Here is a 12,940-nt window from a genome sequence, read left to right on the forward strand (position 1 = left end):
AAAAAGACCCTGTCTACCGGCGGACGGAACATCGCTGCTCCATCCTTCCCGTATACAGGGTCTCTTTTTTATTTATGCCTGCTGTCCGGCAATCTGCTCTTTTTTATGCGGCATGGCAAATACCATCGCCGTGTAGGAAAGCATTGCGCCTGTGATGTAGAAGAACATCAGAAATCCGCTCCGGTTCAGCACAGCGATGCGGACAATTCCAATCCAGAAACCGACGTTGGACGCCAGGGAGAACACACGCGCAAACATCATGTTTTTCTCCTCACCCTTTGCCAGGCGGACGATCAGCAGCAGCATGGCCGCTGAAAAGAATAGTGTCATACAGCACTCCAGAAATACTTCCATTTTTTCAGCCTTCTTTCTTCACTCTCTCTTATTTCTCAGCGGTACTTTTCCAGTGACATCAGAAGGAAGCTCACCAGAAGAAGTCCGCAGGAAATCCAGATTACATGGATTCCATACAGCATGGAGAACACGCCTCCGATTCCGGCGCCGATGGCGAAAGCCAGAATCACGCCGAAATAGTATCCGGCCTGACGGAGCTGTTCTTTTTTCTTATCCCGCATATACATAGACAGCGCTGCGGTTCCGCTTCGCAGGTTTCCGATGCACATGGTGCTTGCATACGAATAACCGCCGACCTTGCGGAAGGTCTGTACCTGAATCGCGCACGCAAACGATACAAGCATCGCCGCGAGCATATTATAAGAAGACGGAATAAATCCGACGATCGCAAGGATCACAATTTCCGCCGCGAGAAGTACCTGCCGCCAGTGCAGCCTCTTTGCATACCGGTAATGCTCCTGGAAATTTTCTGCCAGAAATACACCCATCGCAAAAAAGAGGATCGGGAAGAGATACCGAAGACCTGCCGTAAAGTTTCCTTCCAGAAAGTTCTGGCTCATCAGCACAACGTTTCCCGTCTGGGCATTTGAGAATACTTCATCTCTGCAATTGTACGTGTAGGCATCCTGAAAACCGCCGGACAGCGCCAGAAACATACTGTTGATAAATGCTTCCGACATCTGATTTTCCGAGAGCAGGCGTCCTACAAGGCTTGCTTTCTTTTCCATAAATTTTCCCTTTCTTTCAACAGACGGCCCGGCTTTTTGGTGCCTGCCGTTTTGCTTCCCTTATTATAACCGCCCGCTTTTTGAGATGGAAAAACGGATATCGTATTATGCTCATATATTTTTCATATGACTATATTGATTTAAAATCATTTTAATATGATACACCGTAAAAAAAGGAGAAATTTTGTCACTTTGCACAAACAAAATTTCTCCCTTTTTGTAAATTGTCTTTATTGTTCTAAAATTTTCTTACTTTCTTCCTCTCTGTTTCTCACTCTGCTCGCGGTGGTACTGCAGCGTGTAGAGCTGGTAATATCTTCCCTGCGCTGTTAAAAGCTCCTGATGCGTTCCATGCTCCACGATTTTTCCGTGGGACAGTACGATAATCTCATCCGCATGCTGGATCGTCGAAAGACGGTGCGCTACGATCAGCATCGTTCCGATGTTCTTCATCTTTTCCATGGAATCCTGGATCAGAAGCTCGGTTTCGGTGTCGATGTTCGCCGTCGCCTCGTCAAGGATCATGACCGAAGGCTTATGGATGATGGTACGCGCAAACGAGAGAAGCTGGCGCTGTCCGGCGGAGAAGTTGTTTCCTCTCTCCCGCACCGGCTCGTCGAGGCCGTAATCCAGCTTGTTGATAAACTGGTCAGCATTCACGTAATGGCAGACGTCCATGATCTCTTCATCGGAAATCCCCTCCTCGCGGAGAATAATGTTGCTACGGATCGTTCCCGAGAACAGGAAGACATCCTGCAGCATCTGGCCGAATTTTTTCCGCAGGGAATCGATCTTGATCTTTCGGATGTCGATGCCGTCGATCAGAATCTCACCCTTCTGGAACTCGTAGTTCCGGCAGATCAGGGAAAGAATCGTCGATTTTCCGGAACCGGTGGAACCCACAAATGCGATTGTCTCTTTCGGGTTGACGTGGAATGAAACGCCTTTTAACACCCACTCGCCCGGGATATAGGAAAACCATACGTCGCGGAACTCAATTTCGCCCCTGATGTCGGTAAGCTCGATCGCATCCGGCGCATCCTGCATTTTTGGCTCGAGATCCAGAATCGAGAATACTTTCTCGGCGGATGCAAATGCGGACTGCAGCCAGTTGAACTGCTCCGCCAGGTTCTGGATCGGGTTGAAGAATTTTGAAATATACATGTAAAAGCTGACGATCATACCGCTGGTAAGCGTCTGGCCGAGGAACGACGTTCCCTCCAGATAGCCCTTGCCGCCTAAATACAAAAGGCAGAGCACGGAGCTGATATACAGCATGTAGACGAGCGGACGGAAAATACCAAACACGAAAATCTGCTCCTGCTGTGCGCGGCCGAGTGCGTTGCTCTTGTCGGTAAACTCGCGCATCTTGGCATCCTCGCGATTGAAGATCTGTGTGATTTTCATACCGGAAAGGTTCTCCGACAGATACGTGTTGATGTCCGTAGTACAGTCTTTTACTTTCCGGTGTGCTCTTCGCGAGAATTTGCGGAAAATAATCGAGAACAGCATGATAAACGGCACGAAGCAGAGCACCATCAGCGTCAGCTCATAGTTCAGAAACAGCATCGCAATCAGAATACCGATGATCACGAAGAAGTTCTTCAGAAGATTGACCAGAAGGTTGGTGAACATCAGCGAAATCGCGTTCGTATCGTTTGTCGTTCTCGTGACAAGCTTTCCGACCGGAATCTCATTTAACTGCTCGTGGGAAAGGCGCTCGATGTGGACGAACAGATCCTCCCTCATATTGGAAATAATTTTCTGACCCGTCTTCTGCAGAATCACGGCCTGGAAATACGTGCACGCCATCGAGACAAGAAGGATTGCCGCATAGCCCGCTACCCACAGAAACAGGGCATTCAGCGCGAATTTTCCAACGACGAGCTCCTCAATTTTGCCGACGATCAGCGGCGAAATGATATCGTACGCGATCGAAAACAGCATCAGAAAACCAACAACGATAAACTGGCGGTAAAACGGCTTTGCGTAATCCATCAGACGCTGCATGATTTCACTGTCTTTCATGTTCCGCTCAAAGCCGGTTTCTTTTTCTCCATCTTTCACTACAAACGCGGCCACAATCAGCAGGGTGGAAATCACGCCGATGATCGCGCCGACCCAGAGAATCGGATAATAATTGTGCATTTCTACTCCTCCCCCGCTTCCTCTTCAAGTTTCTGCAGATCGACCATCTTGCGGTACGCCGTGCAGGTCCGGTACAGATCCTCGTGTTTTCCGACTGCATGGACTTCTCCGTCCTCGACGAACACGATCTTGTCCATCTGCTCCACCGTTGAAATCCGGTGTGCGATCAGAATTGTCGTCAGTCCCTCACGTTTTTTGAGATTGTCGAGAATCGTGCGCTCTGTTTTGGTATCGACCGCAGAGACGGAATCGTCGAGAATCAGAATCGGTGCGTGTTTCATCAGCGCACGCGCAATCGAGATTCGCTGCTTCTGTCCGCCGGAAACCGTCACACCGCGCTCGCCAAGAACGGTGCGGTAGCCCTCTTTGAACTCTGCGATATTGTCATGGACATCGGACATCATCGCCGCATCCTCAATGGCCTCCTGGTTTTCGTCATCAAAGGCGAAGGAAATATTGCCGGAAATCGTGTCGGAGAACAGGAAGTTGTCCTGCGGCACGTAGGCACAGCCCTCACGCACGGAGTGAATGGAAACGGTGTTGACATCGTGGTCATCAATAAACAGCATTCCGTCCGGCACGTTGTAGGTGCGGAGCAGCAGATCGACGATGGTCGTTTTTCCGGAACCGGTCTTTCCGACGATGCCGACACTCTCGCCCGGCTCAATGGTAAACGATACGTTTTTCAGCACATCGTACTCCCCGTCCGGATAGCGGAAGGTCAGATTGCGGAACTCGATTTTTCCATGGATGAACGGCAGATCCTGCACACCGCCGCGGTCCTTCACATCGACTTTTGCGTCAAGCAGTTCCGTAATACGATTTAAGGACGCTTTTCCACGGGATGTCTTCTCAATCAGCATGGAGACCGCCATGATCGGCCATACAACGGCCGAGAAATAGCCGATATACTCGACAAGCTGGCCGGCGTCGAAGCTTCCGCAGTAAACGAGATAGCCGCCGTAGCCTAAGATTACGCAGATGACGGACTCGACGAACAGCGTTACCATAATGTTCAGCAGTGTGGAAATTTTGGTATATTCTACGTTGATGTCCTCGTTCTCGCGGTTCAGTCTGCGGAACATCATCAGCTCTTTCGTCTCTTTGACGAATGCTTTGATGACAGCAAGACCGGAATAGTTTTCCTGCGCGAAATCGGACAGCTCGGAAAAGGCCGCCTGGCGCTCTTCCCACTTTTTCATCAGGTATTTGCCGAGCGTTGTGCCGGCGGCCATCAGAAATGCCATCGGGATCATGGAAAGGCCGGTCAGGAAGTGGTTCATGCGCCACATTTTGATCACGGCAAGCAGGCCTAAAAACAGCGCATCGCAGAACATCAGAATACCGTCGCCGAAGCACTCCTGCACGGTATCGAGATCGTTCGTGTAAAGACTCATCAGGTTTCCGACTTTGTTGACCTGATAATACTCCTGGGACAGCTCCTTGCTGTGCGCGAACATGCAGGTACGAAGATCGGTCACCACGCGGATCGCGGAGCCGAAAAAGCAGACTCGCCACAGGAAACGGCCGACTACCATGACGATAATGGTAATAATCATGGGCCGGCAGACCTGATCCAGCAGAAATTCCATATCAAACACCGCCGCCTGGCCGTTGACCAGAACAGGGTCGCCGTTCATGCCGTTGATGACCATGCGGTACAGCTCCGGTATGAAAAGCTGGAAATAATCTACGAGAATCAGCGCTGCAAGACCGAGAATCAGAATGGGCGCATTCTTCAGGTAGTATTTGTTAATGTACTTTCCAAATATCATATATTTTCTCCCTCTTTTTGTTTTTGCCATTGTCTGCTATGATCTTTCTGACCATAACAGTCCTTCCCTTTTCCAAAGCGTTTTCGCCCCGGAATGCCTCCTTTCTTCTCCTGCATTTCACAGCTCCGATGCAATTTTAACAGAGATAAACAGAAGGAACTGGACTTTGAAAAATCCAATTCCTTCTGTTCCAATTCACATTCCTGCTCCAAAAGCGTTCCGCTTCTTCTTTGCAGGACACCGTTGTCCTGTGAATGTTTGTTCTATTTTTTAGTATACGGTTCTTTTTCTCTCCCGTCAAGCATTTCACGCGTTTTTCTGTTTTCTTTTTTATTTTTTGCCGTTTTCCGCTTTTTTTGCGCAAAATCTGCGCATTCCGGTTAAAACAGCCAAAAGAAGAAAAAGGCTGACGCCAAGTGTGATCCACCACGTTCTGGTCACGGCTGCAATCAGATATCCCACCAGGCAGACACACGCCGTAACGGCCGCATACTGCATCTGCGTCGATACGTGGTTCAGATGGTTGCTCTGCGCACCCGCACTTGACATAACCGTCGTATCCGAGATCGGCGAAATATGGTCACCGCAGACCGCCCCTGCCAGGACGGCGGATACCGAGATAATCATCATCTCCAGATTTGTTCCGGCGGCGAACATGCCCGTTGCAATCGGCACAAGAATCGCGAACGTTCCCCAGGAGGTTCCCGTCGAAAAGGAAAGGAACACCGCCACGGCGAACAGCACCACCGGGATAAAAATACTTGCGGATGCATGGTCTCCCACGACGCTTCCGACAAACTGGGCCAGGCCCATCGCATCACCGACGCCTTTTAAGGTCCACGCAAAGACGAGAATCGTAACCGCCGGAACCATCAGCTTGAAGCCCTCGGACAGGCTGTCCATAAAGCTCTTGAAGGTGATGACCTTCCGCGGCAGATACAGCGCCATCATAAACAGGATCGTCACGACGGAGGCAAAAATCAGACTCGTCTCTGCATCACATCCTGCGAACGCGGAAATCACATTGTCCGCGCCGCCGAGGAAGCCAGTGTAAACCATCGCTCCAATCGCTGATACAATCAGCACGGCAACTGGGAGCACGAGGTCGATGACTTTTCCGTTCGGATTGACCTCCTGCTCGGAAACCTGCTCAAACTCCTCGCCTCCGGTCGTGAAAAGATCACCTTTGGCGGCATTATCCTCGTGGAGCTTCATCTGACCAAAATCAAAGCCGGTGTAGCAGATGTAAAAGACCATCGCAATTGTAAGGATCGCATACAGGTTATACGGAATTGTCCGCAGAAACAGCTGGAATCCACTGATTCCCGCATCCGCCGGCACATACGAGTTGACGGCTGCCGCCCAGCTTGAGATCGGCGCGATAATACAGATCGGCGCTGCGGTGGAGTCGATGATGTATGCGAGTTTCGCGCGGGAAACCTTGTGGCTGTCCGTGACCGGGCGCATGACAGAGCCGACTGTCAGACAGTTGAAATAGTCATCCACAAAAATCAGAACACCAAGCCCCATCGTTGCCAGAAGCGCACTCCGCTTCGTTTTGATCTTCGTCCCCGCCCATTTTCCATACGCCGCCGAGCCGCCGGATTTCGCCATCAGCACGACAACCATGCCAAGCAGGATATCGAAGATCAGAATGTTGATGTTCATGCTGTTCCGTAAAATTTCAAAGAAGCTTGTGAACGCATCCCACGGATGGAAGCCGGTGTACAAAAGGACACCGACTGCCGATCCGATGAACAGGGAACTGTAAACTTCTTTTGTGACAAATGCAAGCAGAATTGCAAGCAGCGGCGGGACGAGTGCCCACCAGGTTCCGATAAACATTGAACCATTCATGTCGTCTGTTTTCCCTTTCTGCTGTTAAGTTCGTTTACACTTCCGGCGTCACAATTTTTCCAGCTACTGCACATGCTGCCGCTGTCTTTGGAGATGCCAGATAAATTTCAACTTTAGAAGTACCCATTCTTCCAAGAAAGTTTCGGTTGTTCGTTGCTACAACACGCTCGCCGTCAGAGAGGATTCCGCCCGCTCTTCCGCAGCACAGGCCGCATCCCGGATGTGTAATCATGGCGCCTGCCTCTGCCAGTGTATCGAGAATGCCCATTTTGCTTGCCTGCAGATAAATCTTGCGGCTTGCCGGTGTTACGATCAGTTTTACGTAGTCGGCTACTTTTTTGCCTTTTAAAACCTCGGCTGCCGCCTGCAGATCCTCGAGACGGCCGTTCGTACAGGAACCGATGAAGACCTGATCGATCGGGGTTCCCTCGAGAACGCTGGTATCACGGATCTTGTCTACCTGGGACGGGCATGCCATAACCGGCACAAAATCCTCGGCGCGGTAGGTGATGGTGCACAGATATTTTGCATCCTCATCGCCTTTTAAGCTCTTCTGATAGTCATTGAGTTCGATCTCGCAGTATTCTGCGGTCTTCTCATCCGGGGTAAAAAGTGCACATTTGGCACCTGCCTCGATCGCCATGTTGGCAATCGTCATACGGCTTGCCACGGTCATATTTTCTACGGTGCTTCCTGAGAACTCCAGTGCGCGGTACGTTGCGCCGTCTGCACCGAGGTCACCGATCAGACGCAGGATAATGTCTTTTGACATCACATTTTTCGGCAGCTCGCCTTCGATGACAACTTTGATCGTCTCCGGCACTTTGATCCACATCGTACCCGTTCCAAGGATGCTCGCCATCTCTGTGTAGCCGATTCCGGAAGAGAATGCACCGACACAGCCGTATGTCGTCGTGTGGCTGTCGGTTCCGAAAACAACGTCGCCCGGTTTTACGTAACCTGCCTCTGTCATTAACTGATGGCAGATTCCGTCGCTTCTGTGTACGTTTTTCATGCCATATTTCTTTGCAAATTCATCGCCTTTGTGGAAATGTCTCGTATCGTCCACCTGGCTTGTCGGAACGAGGTGGTCGTAGATCAGAACGACTTTATCCGGGTCCCACAGTTTGGTAAAGCCCATCTCCTCGAATTTATCGCCGACAAACGGGATGAAGATATCATGAATCATGACTCTGTCCACGTTGACCGTCACAATGTCGCCCGGTTTTACGTCTTTTCCGGTGTTGTGGCGGATGATTTTTTCAATTACTGTATTGCCCATCGTTTCTTCCTCCCGCTCTTAATCCAATCCGTTGCGCTTGCGCATTGCCTTTACCAGGCCGCCTGCCTGAATGATATCCATCAGGTTCTCCGGCAGAGCTGCGATCGGGTATGTTTTTCCGTTGTAATCAACATGCTCATTCATCTTGACGGTGATGGTGTCGCCCTCTTTGATATCATCGTGCAGATCCGGCTGCTCGATCAGAAGAAGGCCGTTATTGATGGAGTTGCGGAAAAAGATCCGAGCAAAGGATTTCGCGATAACGCAGGAAATGCCGAGCGCCTTGATGATCTCCGGTGCCTGCTCTCTCGAGGAGCCGCAGCCGAAGTTCTTTCCTGCCACGATGATGTCGCCCTTTTCGATCTGTCCGGCCAGTTCCGGGCGGAGCGGGGAAAAGCCGTACTGTTTCATATCGTCAATTGTCTTTAAAGCAAGATACTCGGTCGGGATAATGATATCGGTATCAATATCGTCTCCAAGCACCCATACTTTTCCTGTAAATGCTTCCATATGTTTATTCTCCCAAAAATATTATGTATCCCTCAAAGAAAATGGTCAGATCTGATCTGCCGTCGCAATCTTTCCGGCAATCGCGGATGCGGTTACCGTAGCAGCGGATCCCAGGTATACTTTGGAGCTTGGATGACCGGCACGGCCCTTGAAGTTACGGGTTCCGGTGCTGATCAGCACTTCGTTCTCGCCGATGACACCCTGGCAGCTTCCCCAGCAGACGCTGCAGTTCGGGTTCATGACGATGGCTCCGGCCTCCATGAAGGTGTCGATGATGCCTTCTTTTAATGCCTGACGGTAGATCGTCTGGCTTGCCGGAACAACGAGGAAACGGACACCCTCTGCGACCTTCTTTCCGCGGATGATCTCTGCGCCGACACGGAGGTCTTCGATTCTTCCGTTGTTGCAGGAACCAAGGAATGCCTCATTGATTGGCGTTCCGCACGTTTCCTCTGCCGGAACAACGCGGTCCACAAAGTCTGGCTTTGCAACAACCGGGCGGACTTTGGAGAGGTCAAAGGTATACTCTCGGACGTATTTTGCATCCGGGTCGCTGTGGAAGACTTCTTTTGGCTCTCTTCCGTGCTCTTTCAGGTATTCCATGGCTTTCTCATCTGCCTCAAAGATACCGGTCTTGGCGCCGGCTTCGACTGCCATATTACAAAGTGCCATACGGTCACTGATGCTCAGCGTTTTTGCACCCTCACCGGTAAACTCCATCACCTGGTAGTTGCATCCGTTTGCGCCGACCTCGCCGATGATGGTGAGGATCAGGTCTCTCGCATAAACGCCCTCCGGCAGTTTTCCTACAAGATTGAATTTTACGCTTTCCGGTACGAGTACCCAGGAAGTTCCCGTTACCATGCCGTACAGGAAATCGGTACAGCCGACACCGGTGCCGAATGCGCCGAGTGCTCCGTAAGAGCAGGTATGGCTGTCAGCGCCGAAGATCAGCTCGCCCGGGCGGACATAGTTCTCGATCATCACCTGATGGCATACGCCTTTTCCTTCCCAGAAGTCAATGTTGTTCTCTCTTGCAAAATCACGCATCTTTTTCTGGGATGCTGCTGTTTTCGGGCTGTCGGACGGCACGTTGTGGTCGACGATGAAAACGAGCTTTTTCGGATCCGCAATGTGCGGGTGGTTTAATTTGTTGCGGTACATATCAACCGTCAGATGAGTTGTTCCGTCGTTGCTCATCAGACGATCCAGTGTTACGGTGTGGATATCTCCCGGTTTTACTTCCGGAACGCCGGCTGCAGCGGCGATAATTTTCTCTGCAATTGTCATTCCCATGGTTCTTACTCCTCCTCGCGGTTCAAAGAGGCAATCAAGCCTCCCTGATTCAGTATGTTCTGCATATATTCCGGCAGTTTGGTGCAGGTGTACGTTTTGCCGTTCACCTCTGCGGTTCCCTCGGACATATGGAGGACCATGGTGTCCCCGTCTTCTACGGCATCCGGCAGGTCTTTACAGACAATCGCCGGCAGACCGATGTTGATGGCGTTGCGGAAAAAGATTCTGGCAAAGGATTTTGCGATAACAGCCTGTACACCAAGTGCCTTTAAAACGCCCGGTGCCTGCTCTCTTGAGGAACCACAGCCAAAGTTTTCTCCTCCTACGACAAAATCTCCCGGTTTTACTTTTTTTGCAAAGTCCGGATCTAACGATTCAAACGCATGACCTTTCATCTCATCCAGATTCGGCAGAAGCAGATACTGGGATGCGATGATCTGGTCTGTATCAAGGTCATTATGAAATTTAAAAATTTTACCCTGTTCCATTTTCTTTCTTTCGTTCCTTTCGCATAAAAATTCTGACGAATCTTATTGTATCACAAAAGATATAGTTTGCAAAAGAGAAAATAGCAAAAAAAGCAGACCGCCGCACCAAAATTCCGGTACGACGGTCTGAAAGTCTGTTTTAGTGGGTAGTTCCCATTGCTTCTTCTACTTCTTCTTTGTTGGTTACGACTGCCTCGATGCAGTATTCCAGAGATTTTGCAATCGTTTCCAGCGGCATGCTTGCCATGGTGCTTGCTTTTCCGACTACCTGCTCGCATGCGAACGGTACGTGGATGAAGCCTGCGCGGATGTTCGGATATTTCGTTGCGCACAGGTGAAGCACATTGTACATGACGCAGTTGCATACGTAGGTGCCTGCGGTGAAGGATACGTGGCACGGAAGGCCGTGTTCGCGGACGTTCTGAACCATTGCTTTGACCGGAATCGTTGCAAAGTATGCGGTCGGGCCGTCTGCCTGCAGCGGTTCATCGGACGGCTGCTCTCCGGCGTTGTCCGGGATTCTTGCGTCTGCAAGGTTGATGCCGACTTTCTCTACGGTTACGCATGCGCGTCCGCCTGCCTGTCCGACATCGATGACAACGTCCGGATTGTGCTCTTTGATGGCTGCTTCCACGCAGGAAATACTTCTGGTAAACTCGGTCGGGATCTCAACTTTTACGATCTCTGCTCCGGCGATGGTATCCGGCAGAAGTTTGATGGCCTCGAATGCCGGGTTCACGCTCTCTCCTCCAAATGGGTCAAATCCTGTTAATAAAACTTTCATCGTCTTTTCTCCTTTTGTCTCTTAATTTTTGTCTCCTGGTTCTGTCCTTTAGTATAACACAGGCTCGGGTGCAATAATCTTTCCCCGGTCCATAATCTGACGGTTATCGGTAAAAATATCGGGTTCCCGGCAGACCAGGTCGAAGTGGCCTTTCGCATTCTGCACGCCGCCGAGCGCGATATTGCGTCCAAGCCCTACGTGGAAAGTTCCATACGCGGATTCATCCTCAATGTAGCAGTTGCCGAGGCAGTTCGAGCACGAATTCAGTCCGATGCCAAGCTCTCCTGCGATATAAATCCGTGGATCGAAATATTTCTCCATATACTTCTTTAAGCGGATGCCGGTCGGTGTCTCCTCGATATCGACATATGTTGTAACTGTAACCAGCGGTTGGATTCGTCATCCAAAATCCGCCGTTTTCCGCACTGCATCATGAATTCAATTCTACTAAAATGTTCAAAAGATATCAACCTGTTTCTGATTTTTCTATGAAATTTGCACAATTCTTCCAATAAAAATCAATTTTGCGTCCGTACTGTCTGAAAATTTTGCAGAAAATTTCTTTTTCCTCAAAAAGAAAAAGAGGCGTTCACAGCCAGCAGAAACATTTCTTTCCTGCGGACCGTGACAGCCTTTTTGCCGTCTTTCTTTTTCTTATTTCCAGACCGTATCGTAGTTGATCGGTTTATAGAATGCTTTTTCCCGGCTCTCATGATCATCCGGACGGTTGCCGAGAAGCCACATGGTTTTAGTTGCGACTGCCTCCGGGGTCATATCGTATGACTCGAGAATGTTGCACAGGGTTTTCATCTCATGGCCGACTTCATAGACGGTCATATCGCTTCCCTCGTGAGAAACCTGGGTACACATGATGATGAGTTTTTCCGGGTACTTCTGGCAGAGCTCGTAAAACGGCTCCTTGATGCTCGCCGGAATACCGCCGACACCGAAGCTCTCCACAATGATCGCATCGTAGTGCTCAAAAATCGCCGGAAGCAATACCGGGCTGATTCCCGGGATCAGTTTCAAGAGAAAAACGTTATCGCTTAAGTTTTCATAAAAACGAACCGGCTTTTCATACGGCAGCATCGGCAGATACCGCAGAATCCTGCGGTCCTGTATTACCGCAAGGTACGGGAAATCGATGCTGGAAAAGGCATTGTAGCTCTTCGTCCGCACCTTCTTCGCGCGCGTTCCCGCGATGACTTTTCCGTCGAACACAATCTGTACACCCTGGGATGCATCATCACAGGCGTAATAAAAGCTATCGGACAGGTTTGTCTTTGCATCCGTGATATCCAAATTGATCGGCCGCTGTGCTCCGGTGATGACGATCGGCTTTTCCGAATTCTGAATCATATAGGAAAGCGCCGCCGCGGTGTACGCCATCGTATCAGTTCCGTGCGCGATGACGAAACCGTCGTAATCCTCGTAATGCTCCTTCGCCACTTTCACCAGCGTGCTCCAGTTCTCCGGAACCACATTCGAGCTGTCCAGATTAAACGGATTCACCGCCGTAATCTCACAGAGGCCTTCCACCTCCGGAATATAAGACAATAACTCCTCCGGCGTAATCTGCGGAGTCAGACCATTTTCCGTCTTCTTCGAAGCGATTGTGCCGCCGGTTGCGATAAATAAAATCTTTTTCAATGTAAATCACTCCTGTTTTCTCGTTTGGTAACAAGTTTTCTTTATCTTAGCAGACTTTGGGGACGGCG

The 12,940-nt window shown here is 50.2% G+C and carries 12 protein-coding genes; all 12 read right to left on the reverse strand.

Annotated features, from left to right (window positions below; genetic code table 11):
* Positions 1 to 72: 72 nt before the first annotated feature.
* Positions 73 to 354, reverse strand: a complete 282-nt coding sequence (locus DW642_RS02260) for a hypothetical protein (RefSeq protein WP_022462506.1) — start codon at positions 352 to 354, stop codon at positions 73 to 75.
* Positions 355 to 389: 35 nt separating this feature from the next.
* Complete coding sequence (locus tag DW642_RS02265; RefSeq protein WP_242991102.1) at positions 390 to 1,082, reverse strand: YoaK family protein; 693 nt, start codon at positions 1,080 to 1,082, stop codon at positions 390 to 392.
* Between the two features lie 249 nt (positions 1,083 to 1,331).
* Positions 1,332 to 3,230, reverse strand: coding sequence for an ABC transporter ATP-binding protein (locus DW642_RS02270; RefSeq protein WP_117509123.1), 1,899 nt, complete (start codon positions 3,228 to 3,230; stop codon positions 1,332 to 1,334).
* A gap of 2 nt (positions 3,231 to 3,232) precedes the next feature.
* A complete protein-coding gene (locus DW642_RS02275) occupies positions 3,233 to 5,005 on the reverse strand; it encodes an ABC transporter ATP-binding protein (protein ID WP_158554957.1) in 1,773 nt (590 codons plus the stop codon).
* A 330-nt stretch (positions 5,006 to 5,335) separates the two neighbouring features.
* Positions 5,336 to 6,862 carry a Na+/H+ antiporter NhaC family protein gene (locus DW642_RS02280; RefSeq protein ID WP_117509125.1) on the reverse strand — a complete coding sequence of 509 codons (1,527 nt, stop codon included), beginning with the start codon at positions 6,860 to 6,862 and terminating at the stop codon, positions 5,336 to 5,338.
* Positions 6,863 to 6,896: 34 nt separating this feature from the next.
* Complete coding sequence (locus DW642_RS02285) at positions 6,897 to 8,144, reverse strand: 3-isopropylmalate dehydratase large subunit (protein WP_117509126.1); 1,248 nt, start codon at positions 8,142 to 8,144, stop codon at positions 6,897 to 6,899.
* 18 nt (positions 8,145 to 8,162) lie between these two features.
* On the reverse strand, positions 8,163 to 8,654 hold the full coding sequence (locus tag DW642_RS02290) for a LeuD/DmdB family oxidoreductase small subunit (RefSeq protein ID WP_022462500.1): 492 nt from the start codon (positions 8,652 to 8,654) through the stop codon (positions 8,163 to 8,165).
* 45 nt (positions 8,655 to 8,699) lie between these two features.
* Positions 8,700 to 9,950: a 3-isopropylmalate dehydratase large subunit gene (locus tag DW642_RS02295; protein WP_117509127.1), complete on the reverse strand. Its 1,251-nt coding sequence runs from the start codon at positions 9,948 to 9,950 to the stop codon at positions 8,700 to 8,702.
* A 5-nt stretch (positions 9,951 to 9,955) separates the two neighbouring features.
* The gene (locus DW642_RS02300; protein ID WP_055218301.1) at positions 9,956 to 10,438 is read right to left on the reverse strand and encodes a LeuD/DmdB family oxidoreductase small subunit; all 483 of its coding nucleotides are present in this window, start codon (positions 10,436 to 10,438) and stop codon (positions 9,956 to 9,958) included.
* Positions 10,439 to 10,577: 139 nt separating this feature from the next.
* Complete coding sequence (pcp, locus tag DW642_RS02305) at positions 10,578 to 11,222, reverse strand: pyroglutamyl-peptidase I (RefSeq protein WP_117509128.1); 645 nt, start codon at positions 11,220 to 11,222, stop codon at positions 10,578 to 10,580.
* Between the two features lie 48 nt (positions 11,223 to 11,270).
* Complete coding sequence (locus tag DW642_RS02310) at positions 11,271 to 11,543, reverse strand: hypothetical protein (protein WP_191892600.1); 273 nt, start codon at positions 11,541 to 11,543, stop codon at positions 11,271 to 11,273.
* Positions 11,544 to 11,876: 333 nt separating this feature from the next.
* On the reverse strand, positions 11,877 to 12,872 hold the full coding sequence (locus tag DW642_RS02315) for an asparaginase (RefSeq protein WP_117509129.1): 996 nt from the start codon (positions 12,870 to 12,872) through the stop codon (positions 11,877 to 11,879).
* Positions 12,873 to 12,940: the final 68 nt, after the last annotated feature.

The sequence above is a fragment of the Blautia sp. AM23-13AC genome (assembly GCF_003435675.1).
Taxonomy (GTDB): domain Bacteria; phylum Bacillota; class Clostridia; order Lachnospirales; family Lachnospiraceae; genus Fusicatenibacter; species Fusicatenibacter saccharivorans.

Excerpts from the sequence above, each read along its gene's own strand:
- DW642_RS02275 (WP_158554957.1), bottom strand. The coding sequence starts at position 5,005 with ATGATATTTGGAAAGTACATTAACAAATACTACCTGAAGAATGCGCCC.
- DW642_RS02270 (WP_117509123.1), bottom strand. The coding sequence starts at position 3,230 with ATGCACAATTATTATCCGATTCTCTGGGTCGGCGCGATCATCGGCGTG.
- DW642_RS02300 (WP_055218301.1), bottom strand. The coding sequence starts at position 10,438 with ATGGAACAGGGTAAAATTTTTAAATTTCATAATGACCTTGATACAGAC.
- DW642_RS02295 (WP_117509127.1), bottom strand. The coding sequence starts at position 9,950 with ATGGGAATGACAATTGCAGAGAAAATTATCGCCGCTGCAGCCGGCGTT.
- DW642_RS02290 (WP_022462500.1), bottom strand. The coding sequence starts at position 8,654 with ATGGAAGCATTTACAGGAAAAGTATGGGTGCTTGGAGACGATATTGAT.
- DW642_RS02260 (WP_022462506.1), bottom strand. The coding sequence starts at position 354 with ATGGAAGTATTTCTGGAGTGCTGTATGACACTATTCTTTTCAGCGGCC.
- DW642_RS02285 (WP_117509126.1), bottom strand. The coding sequence starts at position 8,144 with ATGGGCAATACAGTAATTGAAAAAATCATCCGCCACAACACCGGAAAA.
- DW642_RS02310 (WP_191892600.1), bottom strand. The coding sequence starts at position 11,543 with ATGGAGAAATATTTCGATCCACGGATTTATATCGCAGGAGAGCTTGGC.
- DW642_RS02265 (WP_242991102.1), bottom strand. The coding sequence starts at position 1,082 with ATGGAAAAGAAAGCAAGCCTTGTAGGACGCCTGCTCTCGGAAAATCAG.
- pcp (WP_117509128.1), bottom strand. The coding sequence starts at position 11,222 with ATGAAAGTTTTATTAACAGGATTTGACCCATTTGGAGGAGAGAGCGTG.
- DW642_RS02280 (WP_117509125.1), bottom strand. The coding sequence starts at position 6,862 with ATGAATGGTTCAATGTTTATCGGAACCTGGTGGGCACTCGTCCCGCCG.